Source organism: Alteromonas sp. C1M14, from assembly GCF_018860965.1.
Classification (GTDB): Bacteria; Pseudomonadota; Gammaproteobacteria; order Enterobacterales; family Alteromonadaceae; genus Alteromonas.
In genome coordinates this window covers 1-17550 of the sequence record NZ_JAHKQF010000009.1, presented here as the reverse complement: position 1 = coordinate 17550, position 17550 = coordinate 1, and the positions used below count along the sequence as shown (strand labels likewise).

Below are 17550 nucleotides of genomic sequence, written 5' to 3'. Positions count from 1 at the left end.
AATGGGTGAGGTTTTCCTCACCCTTCATCAAAAGGAGTTTATATGCAACATAAAGTGTTAAAGGCATTGGGTACCATGGTTGTGTTGGGCCACTTTTTCTCCGCAGCCCAGGCAACAACCCTCAGTGAAAACGAACGGGAATCTGCAAAAGAAGCCTTAGTCTCGGCCATTGATAAGCAAACGAAGCTGGCTCAGGTCATGAATGACATGATTTTTTCCTTCGGCGAATTGGGCTTTCAAGAGGTAGAAACTTCAGCGTATTTAACTGCGTTTTTAGAACAGCACGGTTTTGAAGTTGAGCGAGGGATGGCTGGTATTCCCACCGCGTGGTACGCCACCTGGGGATCAGGTAAGCCTGTGATAGCGTTAGGTACCGATCTTGACGGCATCCCTAAAGCGTCGCAAAAACCGGGTGTTGCCTATCACGATCCTATCGTAGAGGGCGCTCCAGGTCATGGCGAAGGGCATAATTCTGGGCAGGTGGTAAATATTATTGCCGCACTGGCGATGAAAGATTATATGATCGCCAATGACATTGAAGGTACCTTGGTATTGTGGCCCGGAGTAGCCGAAGAACAGTTAGCGACCAAAGCCTATTATGTTCGTGAAGGGTACTTTGACAACGTGGATGCAGTACTTTATTCCCACGTTGGTAGTAGCTTCGGTACTTTTTACGGCAACCCCGCGTTTTCCGGTTTGGTCTCGGTGAAGTATAACTTTTATGGCGAATCTGCCCATAGTGCAGGCTCTCCTTGGCGAGGCCGAAGTGCATTAGATGCCGTAGAGCTTATGTCCGTTGGGATGAATTATCGCCGCGAGCACTTACGTCTTGCCCAGCGTACCCATTCGGTTATCGTTGATGGTGGCGATCAACCCAATGTTGTGCCACAAAAGGCGACGGCATGGTACTTCTTTCGGGAAACCGATTACCCCCATATAAAAGCGTTGTGGGAAATTGGCGATAAAATGGCCGAGGGCGCAGCCATGATGAGCAATACCACTTGGGATTCGGTGGTGATGGGGACAGCATGGCCCGGACATTTCAATAAACCATTAGCGTTAGCGGCTTACGAAAATATCAAAAAAGTAGGCATGCCCACATGGTCAGAAGACGATCTAACCCTGGCCAAGGCGTTACAAACTGAAATTGGTGCAGAACCCATCGGCTTGCCGACAGACGTTATGCCCATGCGAGCACCACCACCGCAGGAAAAACTCACCGGTGGCGGCTCTGATGATGTAGGTGATATTGCCTGGAACGTCCCAACAATCTTTATGTTGTATCCGTCGAACATACCTAACTTACCGGGACATAATTGGGCAAATGCGGTGTCCATGGCCACGCCTATTGCGCATAAAGGCATTATTGCAGGGGCAAAAGCTCATGCTATGAACTTGGTGGATTTATTTACTAACCCCGATTTATTGCCAGAGATGAACCGATATTTTAAAGAGGTACAAACCAAGGATATTCAATATACCTCGTTACTCAGAGACGGCGATGAACCTCAGACCTACTTAAACGAAGATATAATGGAAAAGTATCGAGAGAAGATGAGGAAGTACTATTATGACCCAGAAAAGTACGATACCTATCTGGAGCAATTGGGCATTGACTACCCAATGGTTAAAAAGCCCTAACGGGCAAGGTTATCGCAATGTTATGGGTAATGGGGATCGGGGGGAGTGCCCCTGCTGTAAGGCTCAAAGTAGAGTCACCCTAGAAACAACGGTTATTGTCGGTATTATTGTATTGATGATCTTGCTGACCTTTCCTTTTCCGTCGTTAGTGCTGCCATAGGCAACGAAGGAATTGAATACTCAAACATAGCCAAGTCCTCGGGCTTAGTTAATTTATAATGTTCTAAATAAACAGCCGGTAAATAGACCGGCTGTTTGGTTTTCATTATAGTGAGCGCTGAAGCCGTGCGAACGAGCCTAGCTTAACAAGGCAAATATAAAGCCACTGATATGAGCCATTGTCTGATGCCCAACAACTGTCTTGTATTCCCATTGGTAGGCTCTTTATAATCCTAATTACAACCCCATAGCTAGGGAACTCGATTGCATTCTCACAACCATCACCATCATCACCACGGTCATCATCATGGCGGCGACACATCGCGAATCGGTTGGGCGTTCTGGCTTAATTTTATTTTTACTATTATTGAGTTTATCGGCGGGTGGCTGTTTAATTCAGTGGCCATCATGGCTGATGCCGTTCATGATTTAGGGGATTCCCTGTCTATTGGTCTTGCTTGGGTGCTAAGTAAGGCGGGGCATAAACAAGCTAACGAGCGTTTTACTTACGGGTACAAGCGTTTAAGCCTTTTAGGTGCAATGATAAATGGGCTGATCCTTATTGTCGGATCTAGCTGGGTTTTGACCCAAGCTATTCCACGGTTGTGGTCGCCCGAAATGCCGGTTACCGAAGGGATGATAGGCTTGGCAATTTTAGGCATTGTGGTAAATGGTACTGCGGCGTACAAACTGTCTGGCGGAGACACCCTTAACGAAAAAGTGCTTAATTGGCATTTGTTGGAAGATGTACTTGGTTGGGTTGCCGTGCTGATCGTCGGGGTCGTGCTGCAGTTTGTGCATTGGCCAGTGTTAGATCCACTGTTGTCGGTGCTATTTACTCTGTTTATCTTGTTCAATGTGGGCCGCTATATTTTTCAAACCATTCGTATTTTTTTACAAGGCAGCCCAGATGCTCAGCAACAGCAAGCAATTCAAGACACCTTATTGGCGCTAGGACATGTTGATAACTTACATCACGTTCATTTTTGGTCGTTAGATGGCGAACATCATGTGCTTACTGCACATATTGAATTAGATGCTGAGTTAGATGCCACTGAAACCCGACAACTTAAGCAATGCATTAACGAAAAGCTTGCTCCATTCGCACTGGCCCACACAACCATTGAGTTTGAAGCGCCCGGTGAAGCGTGTCGGGATCACCGGCATGCACATTAACAGCGGACTATTCTTAGGTAGATGAATGTGGTGATTTAATCGAGATATAAAAATGCCCCGTAAAGACGGGGCATTTTTATTATATATCTAGCATGCTACATGAGCATTTAACTTATTTTTGGCAGCGCTTACGGGCAGCAAGACCAAATACACCTAATGCTAAGATAGCGAGTGTGGAAGGTTCAGGTACGCTTACCGCACTTGTTTCATAGGTAATATTGTCAACGATTTCAATCAGACTAAGAGGATTGAACGATGCATCTGCGAAAACAAAGCTGGCACTGTCGAACAGCACGCCGCTATAAGAGATGGTTTGGTTCAGGATATCGTCTAGGTTCATTTCTATGCTAGTTTGTGCAACCTGAGAGGCCCCATTGAAAAGGGTTAACAGAGCAACATCACCGGATTGGGTGTAGCCTGGGTCGTCGTTACCAAAATCTAAAGATAGAAATGAGATTTGACTATCAAAGCTAATGTTCAATGCACTGGCATCGTCTGCAAATATTCCCAGGCCTATACCGTCGCTTTGTGAACCGAAATTTCCTAATTCCAGAGAATTACCTGTAGAGTTACTAAAGTACACACCAGACGCATCAACACTTGAAAATCCATCTACTTGAACCCCTGTGGTGTCTGATTCAAAATCGATTGTGACTAAAGCAGCGCTTACTACGTTACTTAATAGTAAAACGGACCCAGCAATAACAGTTTTTAACAGTGTGTTTTTCATTATCGTACTCCTTAAAATATTGCGATAATTACTTTCTAAGAATTACTGTTTATACAACGTCGTTGTGGGAACAGTAGCTTGTGCTTTGGCCTTATGCATGTATTACGCCACTTTTTATATGCATGATTTATATTGATTTATTTTTTATCTTCAAAGTTTATTAAATGAATTTGTAAAATTATTCGACAAACAGTAATTGAAAAAAGAGATAGGTCAATCTCGAGTGTCCTATGATATGTTTTGATTCATTCGATAGTGAAAACAAATAAAATAAGGAGGCTTCATGGCTGTTGTGACGCCTATGGAAACTCAATTTGATGTGCGGTTTTATGAAACAGATGGGCTTGGCCATGTGGGCAATACCGTGCACGTCGGTTGGTTTGAAGCGGCCAGAGATCCGTTGTTTCGCCTCTTTTCGCCATCCCTATCTTTGTCTGACTGGCCGCTAATTTTAGCCAGTTACAAGGTGGATTTTCTGGCCCAAATTTATTACGGCAGTTCGGTGATCGTGAAAACCTGGGTTGGGCGTTTGGGCCGAAGTTCATTTGATGTGTATCAGGAAATTTGGCAGAACAATACCCATTGCGCCACCGGAAATACCACCATGGTGTATTTTGATTATGTTAAGCAACAGGCACAGCCCATCCCCGATGCCATTCGGGAAAAGGTGAAGCCGTATATCAAAGAGGTGTAAATTGTCATTGCAAACCACGCCAACAGATTTCATTACGGTTGTCGATAACGTTCTGCCCGCCAAGCTATGTCAGCAGATTACCGCAGCATTTGAACAAAGCCAGCACTTATCGGCAGGAAAAACCGGCGGCGGTGTTGATCCGGATAAAAAACGTAGTATGGATGTGTCTTTTACCCAAGATGAGGTGTTCAAGCCCTTTCTTAAGGCAGTTATGACGGCCACCGGTAACGAATTGCTGCGTTATATAGAGCAGCATTTTTTCGCGCTAACGGGTCCTATCGGCTTAACGGTGATGCACCCTCAAACAGGGCAGCCGGTAAAACTTACTGAAGAGAACTTCCATGCAGTGGGTAAACCGAATTTGGCGAACCTGGTTAATTACCTCTTTCGCATTGGTGACATTAATACCCAACGCTATACCGCCGAGAAAGGAGGCTATCCTTATTGGCATTCCGAAGTTTACCCTCAGTTACCTCATAATGAAGCCTTGCATCGTGTGCTGCTATTTATGTTTTACTTAAATGATGTAGAGGAAGGGGGAGAAACTGAGTTTTATTACCAGCAACAATGCATTCAACCGAAGGTCGGTCGCATGGTGATTGCGCCTGCTGGTTTTACTCATACCCACCGGGGTAATGTGCCGGTGAGCAATGACAAATATATTCTTACATCATGGATGTTGTTTAATCGAGCCGAAAAAATCTACACCCAATAGTTAAATGTCATCGGCTTTAGACAACCGCTTTGCCGATGTTAGCGCCTTAATAGGGCGCTACAGCGGCTCCTTTCAACCGATAACCCACAGATGCGATATCTCCCTGCCAGCCTTCCGTTGATAGTGTTCCTGTTACCCATACTGCATCGTATAGGTCGTCTATGGCTACGCCGTTTTCAAAGGTAACATGAACAATTTGATTCGACGCAGGGGGCGGGACGTGGATACACGCACCAAAGTAGGGAACCAAGAGAAACTCGGTGGTTAGCTCATCGGTTCCTTCTAACGGCACCACAAACCCAGGAATTTTTACGTACTTGCCGTTATAAGCTTCTACTACGGGGGCGTTGGGCTGTAATTGGGCCATGGTATTTTCATGGTTCATTAACGGTGTAGGGGCTAGCTCGTTGAAACCCTCGGGTACCAGATCTTCCCAGAATACTTCAGTTGGTGTTTTTGCTGATACTGGCAGTGACATGCATATGAGGGCTAGTAACCAACACATTGTAATTTTTTTAGTAAACAACATCGTCGTATCTTCTTTTTAAGTTATCGTCGTATTATTTCATAACCTGCAATAAAAAAGGGGTCACTGAGCGACCCCTTTATAATACTGGTCGAAGCCTACAGCATAGACTTAAGAAAACGTCCGGTGTGAGAGACTTCGGCTTCTGCAACGGTCTCTGGTGTCCCTTCAGCAATAATTTGACCACCGCCAGAGCCACCTTCGGGACCAAGATCCACCACCCAGTCTGCAGTTTTAACTACATCAAGGTTGTGTTCAATGACCACCACGGTGTTGCCGTGATCTCTTAGGCGATGCAATACCGCCAATAACTGTTTGATATCGTGGAAGTGTAACCCGGTAGTCGGTTCATCAAGAATGTATAGGGTTTGTCCTGTATCTCGTTTACTCAACTCTTTGGCCAGCTTCACCCGCTGCGCTTCACCACCGGATAGTGTGGTGGCTGCCTGCCCCAAGCGGATATAGGCTAAACCCACGTCCATTAATGTTTGTAATTTCCGAGCAATGGATGGAATGGCATCAAAAAACTGCCGTGCATCTTCCACTGTCATATCCAACACTTCGTGAATGCTTTTTCCTTTGTATTGGATTTCGAGGGTTTCACGGTTATAGCGCTTCCCTTTACACACATCACAAGGTACATAAACATCGGGTAGAAAGTGCATTTCGACCTTAATGACGCCGTCACCCTGACACGCTTCGCAGCGACCGCCTTTGACGTTAAAGCTGAACCTGCCGGGTTTGTACCCTCTTGAGCGGGCTTCTTGTGTGCCGGCGAATAATTCACGAATGGGGGTGAAAATGCCGGCGTAGGTCGCCGGATTCGAGCGCGGTGTGCGTCCGATGGGAGATTGGTCTATATCCACCACCTTATCGAGTTGTTCCAGGCCTTTCATTTCGTGATAAGGCGCGGGCTCAGAGGTGGTAGCTTTATTTAATTCACGATGGGCGATGCGATAAAAGGTGTCGTTGACTAAGGTGGATTTACCAGAGCCAGAAACGCCGGTTACACAGGTCATTAAACCCACTGGAATATTAAGGGTGACATCTTTTAGGTTGTTTCCGGTCGCGCCACTTAGCGAAAGCCATTTCTCTTTCTGACACGGCGTACGCGTGGTCGGAATATCAATCTTTTCTCTTCCAGACAGGTATTTTCCTGTAAGTGAGTCTTCACTATTTAAAATATCTTCCAGCGTACCTTCGGCAATAATTTCACCGCCGTGGACCCCCGCGCCTGGGCCAATGTCCACCACATAATCTGCTTCGCGAATGGCATCTTCATCATGCTCTACCACCAATACAGTGTTACCTAAATCCCGCAGCCGGGTGAGGGTTTTTAGCAAGCGCTCGTTATCTCGCTGGTGCAAACCGATGGACGGTTCGTCCAGCACGTACATAACACCGACTAACCCTGCCCCAATTTGGCTGGCCAGACGAATACGCTGTGCTTCACCGCCAGATAGGGTGTCGGCGCTACGAGATAGAGACAAATAGTTAAGGCCCACATTGACCAAAAAGCCCAGCCTATCGAGAATTTCTTTTAAGATTTTCTCGGCAATTTGCCCTCGTTGACCACTTAAATTTAAGTTTTCGAAAAAGGCTAATGCTTCTGAGATAGACATCTCGGTAATTGTTGGTAGGTTGGTGCCTTCAATAAAGACATACCTAGCTTCGGTACGTAGTCGTGCGCCACCGCAGCTGTTACAGGGTTGTTGGCTTAAATGTTTCGCCAATTCTTCCCGTACCGCGTTCGATTCTGTTTCTCGATAGCGGCGTTCCATATTGGGGATGATGCCTTCAAAGGGATGCTTGCGCTCCATTACATCGCCGCGCTCGTTTATATATTTAAACTTCAACGATTTCCCTTTAGAACCAAAAAGGATGGTGTCTTTGGCCTCTTCGCTGAGTTCGCTAAATGGTGCGGTGAGGCTAAAATCGTATGCTTCGGCAACGGCCTGCAACATCTGAAAATAATAATAGCTGCGCTTGTCCCATCCGCGAATTGCGCCGCCAGACAAACTGAGTTCATCATTGGTGATCACAAGGGCGGGATCAAAAAACTGACGTGTACCTAAGCCATCGCAAGTAGGACAGGCACCGGCAGGGTTATTAAAGGAAAATAACCGTGGCTCTAACTCGCTAATGCTGTAACCACAATGAGGGCAGGCAAAGTTAGCCGAAAAAATAATTTCCTCGGCATCGCTATCATCCATGTAGGCCACTTTTGCGTTACCGCCGGCCAACTCCAGCGCCGTCTCGAAAGACTCAGCTAACCGTAGCTGTAAGTCATCGCGCACTTTAAACCGGTCTACCACCACTTCAATGGAGTGCTTCTTGCGAAGATCTAATTCCGGTGGATCGGATAAATCACATACTTCTCCGTCGATACGGGCCCGTATAAACCCTTGTGCAGCCAAATTTTGTAGGGTTTTAACATGCTCACCTTTACGGGCTTCAATGACCGGGGCCAATAGCATTAGCTTGGTGCCCTCTGGCATCGACAGCACTTTATCGACCATCTGACTAACGGTTTGTGCATCAAGAGGGACGTCATGTTCTGGACACCGGGGGGTTCCCACCCGGGCAAACATTAAACGTAAGTAATCATAAATTTCTGTAATGGTTCCCACCGTCGAACGGGGGTTGTGAGACGTAGACTTTTGCTCAATAGAGATGGCGGGAGACAAACCCTCGATGTGATCCACATCGGGTTTTTCCATCATCGATAAAAACTGTCTGGCGTATGCCGACAAGGATTCGACATATCGCCGTTGCCCTTCTGCATACAGCGTATCAAACGCCAGCGACGACTTGCCTGAACCTGATAGCCCGGTGATGACAACCAGTTTGTCGCGGGGAAGGGTTAAATCGATGTTTTTTAAGTTGTGGGTGCGGGCACCGCGTATTTCGATTTTATCCATTGAAGCCTGACGATTACCAAAAAGAGAAGTATGCCACAGACGGCACCAAAGTTAATCATTAGTTACGCTCTAAAGGCATTTGGGATCATTCGAATATTAGGCGTAGAAAGGATTTATGGTACACTTCGCGGCCTTGGTATAACGAGGACGAGAACCTTTGAACGCATTAGAACTTCGCGCTGCCCTCACATTGGCGCTGGTATATGTATTGCGCATGATGGGCCTGTTTATGGTCATGCCCGTTTTAGCTGTGGCGGCTATGGAATATCCCGATTATTCCCCTCTTTTAGTGGGCCTTGCGGTGGGTGGTTATGGTCTCACTCAGGCTGCGCTACAAATTCCCATGGGCATGCTGTCAGATCGCTGGGGCAGAAAACCGGTAATATTAATGGGTTTGTCGGTTTTTGCTTTAGGCTCTTTTGTCGCCGCCACTGCGGATACCATGGTGTGGATGCTAGTGGGGCGAATATTACAAGGGGCGGGGGCCATTGCCGGTGCAATCATGGCGCTGGCAACCGATATTAGCCGTGAATCTCAGCGGGCAAAAGTCATGGCGGTAATTGGTATTGCCATCGGCTTTTCATTTTACCTGGCGGTACTTATTGGGCCTCTTATTGCTCAGCGATGGGGGCTGGCCGGTGTGTTTGGGATCACCGGTATTCTGGCGGTTTGCTGTATGCCGTTGGTGAAATGGGTCGTACCTGATGTCACCCTTTCCGCCAGTGGTGATACATTGCCCAAATTATCTCAAGTGGCCTCGCTATTTTCATCCCCTCAACTGTGGCGTTTAAACGTTAGCGTGATGATTTTGCACATGCTTATTACGCTGCTTTTTGTTCAATTACCGGTGACCCTCACCCAATTTGGCATGACCTTAGAAAGTCACTGGACCATCTATTTACCAGTGCTCGCTATTTCTATTATTGGGCTTGTGGTGTTGATGGGGATCGGTCGTGGCCGTACCCCTAAAAGCGTAGTGATCACAGCGGCCGCCCTTATGATGATGGCATTTTTAATGTTAAATATGCAGCACCATCGCGAATGGGTAGTGGTGTGCGCAGTGGTGATGTTCTTCACTGGGTTTAATTATTTAGAAGCCAGCTTCCCCGCTTTGGTATCCACCATCGCGCCAGCAGGACAAAAGGGCACGGCCATGGGGCTTTATGCCAGTTTTCAGTTCTTCGGTGCATTTATGGGAGGGGTACTATCTGGCGTCGTGACCGACCTATGGACGGCTAAAACGGCCTACTTGGTCGGGGCTTTAGGGGCTGGTGTCTGGATCATTGTGCTTTTCGGTTTAAAAGAAGTAAGCAAATTAAAACGTGTGGTGTTGCAGTTTTCTGTGGATGAAGAAAATCAGACTGCGGTACAAACGGCACTACAAAGCTTAACTGGCGTAGACGAGGTGGTTGTGTCAGCCAGTGATAGCGTCATATATTTAAAAGTCAGTAGAGCCTTCGATGCATCTGCAGCACGAACCCTGCTAAGTCGTTTTACTCAGCCGGCGGCCTCGGATGTTACATAGTTAAATCGCAAAAAAGCCCGTAGTTGGTGATGAATACATATTAAAGGAGGCCAAGTGCATTATGATAGATTTAAGCCATTATAAAGGCATCATATTCGATATGGATGGGACCTTGGTGGATTCCATGGGGGCACACCTTGAAGCATGGCAAGCTACCTGTAAGCATTTTGGTTACCCTTTTGACAGCGATTATATATACAGCTTAGGGGGCGTGCCGACTCACCAAACCGCCATTATCTTAAACGAAAAATACGGTTATAAAGCCGATCCTAAAGAGGTGGCGGATTATAAAATGGCAACCCGAGGACGGATGAATTTTGTGCCTTCGCTGATTGAAGAAACGTTTGCCATTTTTAACCATTATCGTTCGTCTATGAAAATTGCTGTAGGCACAGGTGCTGATCGCGCTCATGCTGAAAAGCTTCTATCCCATCTTGGAATTATTGATAAGCTTGATGCGCTGGTCACCTCATCAGACGTAAAAAATGGTAAACCTTTTGCCGACACATTTTTGTCGGCAGCACAGCAAATGGGGCTTTCACCACAGCAATGTGTGGTCTTCGAAGACACTGATATAGGTCAACAAGCCGCTGCAAATGCAGGGATGGACTGTAAGCTGGTGGTGAAGGGAAAGGTACAATATTAAGGGGGTTTCTTTGGGTGTGTTATCGCTTAGCATAGGAATGAGAGCGCATTGCACCGGAAACATAAAACTCACCGAGCAAGGCGTATTTAGTTGTGGTTAACGTTATCAAAAATTGTGTTTTTTTATTGTCCGTGGCGTTACTGTCAGGCTGTGCTATCGATGTCAGTTCATCAAGTTATCTACAGCAGGACACATCAACGCAACCTATTGAAGTAACAGCTTTAAGTAAGTCAATTAGCCAAGATGAAGCCGTAGCGACCATTACCAAGGTTGAACTGAAAAACAGTCAAGATTTAACCCTTAACGGGGTGGCCGTGACCTATCCTAACGCCATCGCCAACGTGGTCTTGTTTGCTGACAATGAAATGTCTATTACCAAAAACTCGCCGTTGTTACACGAATTTGGGCAGTTGCCTGCAAATGTGCTTTGGGTTGATTACCAGGGAACAGGCGCCAGTGAAAAAGCCAGTCGAGTTAGAATGTATCAATTAAAACGTGATGCGCTTATGGTTTTTGACTATGCCAATCAAGTCTTTAAAAACAACTTACCGACGGTGGTGCACGGTATTTCAATGGGCTCAATACTGGCAAGCTATGTTGCGGTAAAACGAGACATTGATGGCTTGGTGTTAGACAGCGCCATTAATCGGGTAAACGATGTGGTGCAAAATATGGTGCCAGACTGGACGCGTCTTTTCACCGTGCTAAAAGTCTCCCCGGAATTGGCCATTATAGAGAATGAGGATTTTGTTCGTCAGTTCGACAAACCGCTTTTGTTGGTGGTTGGCGACAAAGACAGAACGACGCCCATTACCTTTAGTCGGCAACTATACGAAGCCTCACCAAGCCACGACAAATGGATTTATGTGGTCCCTGGCGGTAAACACAATAAATCCATGTCTTATCCTGACGTCAAAGGTCAATATCGTTTGTTTATCAGGGCCGTGAGACGCTTAAAAGGCATGTGAAGCTAGCACGTTATACCGTTAATGATGTTGGTGCTCGACATACTCGGGTACCGGCAATGTGATCATGGATGCAACGTCTATCACGTCGAAAGATAAAAAACACATCTACCAGTGACAATATGCCACCAATTCCTGGAATATAAATCGATAAGCTGACGGGAATATATCGCTTTAGAATGATAGTGCCAAAGCTCGCTTGTCGCCCCGATAAATCTTCGATACGTATGTTTAAAAACCGTTTCCCCACAGTTTGTCCGTAATTAAATAGCAAATAACCGTGAATCACTAACAGGCTTAATAAACCGTAAGCAAAACTCAATATAATTAACGAAACACTGGGGGTAGCAAATTTTTCGGCACCGACTATAAAAATAAACGGGATCGTGGCCAGTATAGAGACGACGCTATCGATCAGCGCCGCGGCAAAACGCTCTCCCCGAGAGGCTAAACGCTCCTCTTCCTGCTGGTTGGTTGGGTTTGGATTATGGTCTACGGCTTCGCTGTGGTGGTTGGCATCGGCAACAGGGGGGACCTTTTCCTCAGAAAATTCTCCCTGCTGCTTTTTTACGATTTCAGCATAAATTTGCGCCGCTCGCTCGGGTTCGGCATCCCCATCAACGGTGGCGGCAATGGCGCGTAATTCTTGTAGACTTAATTGACTGTACTTTCCCGTCTCGGGCATGAGCGACTCCTTTTTATTTCCTCCATAATGCCAAGTTTTTTTTATAATTAACAAGCATCAAACGAAATAAATGATGAAAAAAAGAGCCGCGGGGAATGGGGCGTTATCACTGGTCTCTTTTTAAGCCGCGATACAAGAAGCAGGATTAATCCTCGAGTTTGCTTTCCTGTTGGTCACAGCGCATGCGCGCAACGGCGGTTTTCCACCCACCATACGCGTGGACAATAAACGCGGGATTACCCGGTTTTCAGTTAGTTACAACCGCGATAGTCAGACTGATCTTTTGTCTGACTTTTCACAAAGAATATGATCAGTTACTCTAGTCTTATATCTAAATGAAATTTACCTTAGCCTGCTGCCTTTTTCAGGTATACTAGCAGGCTTAAATAACTTATTTTATCCGTTATACATTTCGCGCTGTCGGCAGAGTCCTTGCGCAATATAGACAGAATTACAGGAGACATCGATGGCAACGAGAGGCGTCAACAAAGTCATTTTGGTAGGTAATCTGGGCAACGACCCTGAAGTGCGTTACATGCCAAATGGAAACGCCGTAGCAAATCTGAGCTTGGCCACCAGTGAAAGCTGGAAAGATCAGCAAGGTCAGGTTCAAGAGCGGACAGAGTGGCATCGACTGACCATGTATCGTCGGTTAGCAGAGATTGCAGGCGAGTACCTTAAAAAAGGGTCGCAGATCTATTGTGAAGGCAAATTACAAACACGTAAATGGCAAGATCAACAAGGTCAGGATCGCTACACCACCGAAATTATTGTCGACCAAATGCAGATGTTAGGCGGCCGTGACGGTGGTGGCCAAGGCGGTCAATCTGGTGGTGGTTATCAGCAGCGCCCTCAAGGCGGACAGCAAGGTGGTCAGCAAGGCGGTTATAGCAATAACAACCAAGGTGGCGGATATCAACAGCGTCCTCAAGGAAATAACCCAGGAACCCAAGCGCCTCCACAGGGGAATAACCAAGGCGGTAACAAGCCACCTATGGCAGAGCCTGATTTTGACTTTGACGATGATATTCCGTTCTAGAGTTCACCTCAGGCAAAGTTAGAAATAAAATCTTAATTTAGAAAACCCGCTACTAAAGCGGGTTTTTTTTTGGCTTATTTTTATCTGTACAGAGGGCGTATCATTAGCCTTTTAGACAAACAAGTGATTGCGCATAAGCGCGTACGCGAATTTATTTCTTAAAGTACAGTGGTAAACTATGCCCGAGTTACCCATTGATAAGCCCGCGGAAAAATTTATCTTAACCAGTTTGTTTTTCCTAAATCGATTATTTCATCGCCTCTGCCGTTAAGTATTGCCTTAAGCATATAAAGACTAAATCCCTTCGCCTGTTCAACCTCTATTTTCGGTGGCATAACCAATTCTTGTTTCGCCGTTTGTACGCTTAATACCGCAGGTCCATCACAAGATAGGGTTGCTGCGATGGCATCAGGTAGATCTTCAGGGTTGCTCACATTTGTGCCTTTCATGCCACAGGCGCGGGCAATGGCTGCAAAATCTGGGTTATCTAATTCGGTATCTTGAGATAAAAAGCCGGCTGCTTTCATTTCCATGGCCACAAAGCCTAACGAGTGATTATTATAAATAATGATTTTAATGGGTAAGTTGTGTTGTTTTAAGGTTATTAAGTCACCCATTAACATGGCAAAGCCGCCATCACCGCACAAGGCAACCACTTGTCTCTTTTTATCTAGGGCTTGAATACCAATGGCCTGTGACATGGCATTTGCCATCGAGCCGTGATTGAATGAACCTACTAGTCTTCGTTTTCCATTCATCGATAAATACCTTGCCGCCCACACCGTAGGGGTTCCCACATCGCAAGTAAATACGGTGTTGTCGTCTGCTGTTTCATCCACTAAGCGTGTTAAATATTGCGGGTGAATAAGGGTACGGGATGTTTTACCGTTGGCTAAGTCATCTAGGCCTTGTCGGGCTTCTTTATAGCTTGCTAAGCAGGCGTCTAAATGGCGTCTATCTTTTCGCTCTTCTAGCAAGGGTAATAGTGCATTTAGCGTAGGTTTAGTACCTCCTATCACCCCTAAGTCTATTTGTGCGTGGCGACCTAAAGCTGATGAGTCGTTGTCTATTTGCAAGATTTTCGCTGATTGTGGGTAGAAGTTCTTATAAGGAAAGCTAGAGCCAATGACCAAGAGGGTGTCGGCGCTATTCATCGCGTGATAACCCGACTCAAAGCCAATCAGCCCAGTCATGCCCACATCGAAGGGGTTATCGTATTCGACGTACTCTTTACCTCGAAGCGCATGGACAATGGGGGCTTTTAGTTTATCCGCTAGTGTAACCAGTTCTTTGTGAGCGCCTTTTACACCAGCACCGCATAATAGGGTAAGGTTTTCGCTGTTATTTAATGCCTTAGCTAGTTGCTGGATGTCAGATTCTGGCGGTACTAGCACACCTTGTTTTGGCGTTGTCCATTTAGGCTTAATATTACTCGGCATCGGTTGCAGGGTGATGTCGCCAGGCAGGATAATAACCGCAACGTCGTTGTGTAAAATGGCTTGCCGCATAGCGCTTTCAAGCAGTTGCGGCATTTGAGCTGGATTAGACAGCATTTCACAAAAAACACTGCATTCTTGAAACAGGGTTTCAGGGTGGGTTTCTTGAAAATATAAGCTACCAATTTGCGTTGATGGAATATGAGATACGATAGCTAAAACAGGTACTCTATTTCGGTGGCAATCGTAGAGCCCATTCATCAGGTGCATATTGCCAGGGCCGCATGAACCTGCACACACGGCCAATTTGTCAGCAATATGGGCTTGAGCCCCTGCGGCAAATGCGGCAACCTCTTCATGTCGAGTGCCTAGCCATTCTATCGTTCCGAGGGCGCGTAAACGGTCACTGATGCCGTTTAGAGAGTCTCCGGTGACGCCCCATATACGATCTACACCAGCCTGTTCCAGTGTTTGCACAATAAAGTCTGCAACTGTATTACTCATAATTGATTCACCGTGTTTATCTTAGATACCCAATAACTACGGTGGCTAGAAGTAACGGTTTTTTGGTATGGCCCCATTTGCGATAAAGGCGTCAGAATTTGTTATTACCGACATAAGTGTGACAAAAAGTATGCTCTGTTGTGTAGGCTACATAAAATCTTGGAGCGGCTGTGTATGGTTTGCATCTATCAATTAAATTGTTTTTAAATAAGGCGAAGGCCTCAAATACAAGCAATGATAGCTTTGATATAGCTGATTATATTTTAAATTATTAACGATAATAATTTACGTAGTAGCATGCTTAGTCAGTACTTTTCTGGGGCTTCTAGTATCTAAAATCAAATTGCTATACGCCCTTCCTCTAGGCGCAATTTTACCCCTGTTCGGCATATTCTTTTTACTGAAAATAGAAAGCTTATTGACCTCAAGCCCCGCTACTACAAGGACGCTCCAATGGCGCCCTTAGAGTTTATTTTTTAGGTGTGTCGTGTATCTTTGTCTGTTTGAGCACCGCTACACTATTGCACATGATTAAGAAGGCAGATAACTCATAGAGAAGCTGATGCCAGTTCTAGCGTAGCAACTAGCCACTGCTGAGTAAGCCGCAGCACCTTCTTTTTTTGACTTTTTTCTGGCTCGAAAACCCGGAAGGTATGATCAGCGCCACCTAAATAATAGGCATCTTCTGTTACTGCGCTGCTAGCGGCAAAGATTTTGTCTTCGTCGGCGGGTAAAAAGTCATCACTACCGCGAATAGATAAAATATGCCCCTTGAACTGGCCTAAATTCCGCAGTGGATTGTAGCCTAGCATACCCACTATATGTTCTCGGGTAAGGGTAAAGTCTGCCCAGGTATTTAACAGGCCTTTTCCTTCGCTTACCGCCTGACGAATGGTTTTAAAGTTGACAGTATCGGTGGCGATGGCACTTGGGTTGATTGCAGTAGACCACAGGATCATGGCGAAAAAAGCATCGGGATGTTGGCTTACTAATTCCATGGCGGTGGCCCCCCCTAAACTAAAACCAAGTACGATTACAGGCGTTTTTGGGTATTTGGCTTGTAGATAATCGAGTCCCGACTGGGCGTCTTCTACACGACTGGCAAACGTACTGGTTAAGGTGTAATCACTTTTTTCTCGCTCAGATTCTCCTCGCACATCAAAGCGCAACGAGGCGATACAATTTTCCGCCAGTTGTTGGGCTAAAATTTTATAGATATCTGCCACTTCGTCTTTTTGCCCAGCCCAACCGTGGATCATCAAGACACTCGCCTTGGGCGTGCAGTTAGGTTGTTCTAATGCCGCACTGGCCCCAGAACTAAGTAGAAATTCTTTGGCACTCACGGAGTGACAGCAAAGGAACAAGACACTGAAAATCAGCATACCCATTTTGGATGGTAAAATTGAAAAAAAGCGCAGCATAATAACGATTTACTCTCGGTGATATAACGGTTACGGGTTTAAGGTATAACCTTGTTGTTGCAAATGGGCATGGGCGGTCATGGCTGAAAGTTCTACTTCTACGCCCTTTTCAAGCATGTTAGCGCTTATGTCTTTTGCCGTAGCCGATTGACCACATACCAGTACCCTTACCCCTTTACTTAACAGGGCTTGCAATAACGGCGTGTTGGCATTGTCTACCCCTTTAATCTGTTTATAAGCAGCGTTGCTTAACACATCGAAGGTAGCCGAACCGTGAACCACAATGGCAAGGTGAATGTTCTCTAATTTTGCACCATTGGCTACATGCATATTGATAAACCGAGCGAGGGTATCGAATTTTCGATTAATTTCACCAGGCTCTGCCCCTTTTACCGCATCAAAGGCGATATTAAACGTTTCCGTGGGAGCAATGGATACACCAGGGACCGGGGCATGGGTGCCATAGTCGGTAAACACCGGGCCGGCCTTAAAATCCGATATCGCGGCATAGGCGGGAGTGGTGCAAAGCAAGACAAACAGGAGGGAGAAAAGGGTTTTCATTATGGCTATCCTTGGTATGAGTTTTCTTTATCCTAACGTAAATAGGTCGTGGCTTTGAACGTTTTATGTATTTAATTCCTGCTCACCCAACCTTAATTCAATATGCAAAAAGAGTGCTTGACGGTATTCCTGAAGAGCAAAACCTACAATTCGAAACACTAGAGGAAGGTATTGAAGTTACCGACATCATTAGTGAACAAGCACCA

Annotated in this window: 15 protein-coding genes; 8 read left to right on the top strand and 7 right to left on the bottom strand. The window is 45.9% G+C overall.

All coding sequences use genetic code 11. The annotated features are described in order from the left end of the window. The first annotated feature begins 42 nt into the window (after window positions 1-42). Both KO501_RS07720 and KO501_RS07715 read left to right on the top strand, forming a co-directional pair. Window positions 43-1641, top strand: a complete 1599-nt coding sequence (locus tag KO501_RS07720; RefSeq protein WP_216029080.1) for a peptidase dimerization domain-containing protein — start codon at window positions 43-45, stop codon at window positions 1639-1641. A gap of 423 nt (window positions 1642-2064) precedes the next feature. Next, a complete protein-coding gene (locus KO501_RS07715) occupies window positions 2065-2976 on the top strand; it encodes a cation diffusion facilitator family transporter (protein WP_216029079.1) in 912 nt (303 codons plus the stop codon). A gap of 112 nt (window positions 2977-3088) precedes the next feature. Here the strand turns inward: KO501_RS07715 and KO501_RS07710 are convergent, their stop codons facing one another. Continuing rightward, the gene (locus tag KO501_RS07710) at window positions 3089-3706 is read right to left on the bottom strand and encodes a PEP-CTERM sorting domain-containing protein (protein ID WP_216029078.1); all 618 of its coding nucleotides are present in this window, start codon (window positions 3704-3706) and stop codon (window positions 3089-3091) included. A 283-nt stretch (window positions 3707-3989) separates the two neighbouring features. On the opposite strand from KO501_RS07710, the gene KO501_RS07705 reads away from it, so the two are divergent. Both KO501_RS07705 and KO501_RS07700 read left to right on the top strand, forming a co-directional pair. Beyond that, the gene (locus tag KO501_RS07705) at window positions 3990-4400 is read left to right on the top strand and encodes a thioesterase family protein (RefSeq protein WP_216029077.1); all 411 of its coding nucleotides are present in this window, start codon (window positions 3990-3992) and stop codon (window positions 4398-4400) included. Window position 4401: 1 nt separating this feature from the next. Then, window positions 4402-5115: a 2OG-Fe(II) oxygenase gene (locus KO501_RS07700; RefSeq protein WP_252728259.1), complete on the top strand. Its 714-nt coding sequence runs from the start codon at window positions 4402-4404 to the stop codon at window positions 5113-5115. A 46-nt stretch (window positions 5116-5161) separates the two neighbouring features. On the opposite strand, the gene KO501_RS07695 is transcribed toward KO501_RS07700, so the two are convergent. Together KO501_RS07695 and uvrA are read right to left on the bottom strand one after the other, a co-directional pair. Continuing rightward, window positions 5162-5620: a DUF3299 domain-containing protein gene (locus tag KO501_RS07695; RefSeq protein WP_216029429.1), complete on the bottom strand. Its 459-nt coding sequence runs from the start codon at window positions 5618-5620 to the stop codon at window positions 5162-5164. A 119-nt stretch (window positions 5621-5739) separates the two neighbouring features. Further along, the gene (gene uvrA, locus KO501_RS07690; protein WP_216029076.1) at window positions 5740-8562 is read right to left on the bottom strand and encodes an excinuclease ABC subunit UvrA; all 2823 of its coding nucleotides are present in this window, start codon (window positions 8560-8562) and stop codon (window positions 5740-5742) included. A gap of 157 nt (window positions 8563-8719) precedes the next feature. On the opposite strand from uvrA, the gene KO501_RS07685 reads away from it, so the two are divergent. From KO501_RS07685 to KO501_RS07675, 3 genes are all read left to right on the top strand, one after another. Further along, complete coding sequence (locus tag KO501_RS07685; RefSeq protein WP_216029075.1) at window positions 8720-10087, top strand: MFS transporter; 1368 nt, start codon at window positions 8720-8722, stop codon at window positions 10085-10087. Between the two features lie 61 nt (window positions 10088-10148). Beyond that, window positions 10149-10733: a beta-phosphoglucomutase family hydrolase gene (locus KO501_RS07680; protein WP_216029074.1), complete on the top strand. Its 585-nt coding sequence runs from the start codon at window positions 10149-10151 to the stop codon at window positions 10731-10733. A 92-nt stretch (window positions 10734-10825) separates the two neighbouring features. After that, on the top strand, window positions 10826-11701 hold the full coding sequence (locus tag KO501_RS07675; protein ID WP_216029073.1) for an alpha/beta hydrolase: 876 nt from the start codon (window positions 10826-10828) through the stop codon (window positions 11699-11701). Window positions 11702-11711: 10 nt separating this feature from the next. Here KO501_RS07675 and KO501_RS07670 read toward each other — a convergent pair whose 3' ends face one another. Next, on the bottom strand, window positions 11712-12383 hold the full coding sequence (locus KO501_RS07670; protein WP_216029072.1) for an RDD family protein: 672 nt from the start codon (window positions 12381-12383) through the stop codon (window positions 11712-11714). Between the two features lie 466 nt (window positions 12384-12849). On the opposite strand from KO501_RS07670, the gene KO501_RS07665 reads away from it, so the two are divergent. Beyond that, a complete protein-coding gene (locus KO501_RS07665; RefSeq protein WP_216029071.1) occupies window positions 12850-13422 on the top strand; it encodes a single-stranded DNA-binding protein in 573 nt (190 codons plus the stop codon). Window positions 13423-13637: 215 nt separating this feature from the next. Here the strand turns inward: KO501_RS07665 and poxB are convergent, their stop codons facing one another. The 3 genes from poxB to KO501_RS07650 all read right to left on the bottom strand — a co-directional run bounded on the left by poxB (window position 13638) and on the right by KO501_RS07650 (window position 17344). Then, a complete protein-coding gene (gene poxB, locus KO501_RS07660; RefSeq protein WP_216029070.1) occupies window positions 13638-15362 on the bottom strand; it encodes a ubiquinone-dependent pyruvate dehydrogenase in 1725 nt (574 codons plus the stop codon). Window positions 15363-15910: 548 nt separating this feature from the next. Beyond that, window positions 15911-16705 carry an alpha/beta fold hydrolase gene (locus KO501_RS07655; protein WP_216029069.1) on the bottom strand — a complete coding sequence of 265 codons (795 nt, stop codon included), beginning with the start codon at window positions 16703-16705 and terminating at the stop codon, window positions 15911-15913. Between the two features lie 108 nt (window positions 16706-16813). Continuing rightward, complete coding sequence (locus KO501_RS07650; protein WP_216029068.1) at window positions 16814-17344, bottom strand: DsrE family protein; 531 nt, start codon at window positions 17342-17344, stop codon at window positions 16814-16816. Between the last annotated feature and the right edge of the window lie 206 nt (window positions 17345-17550).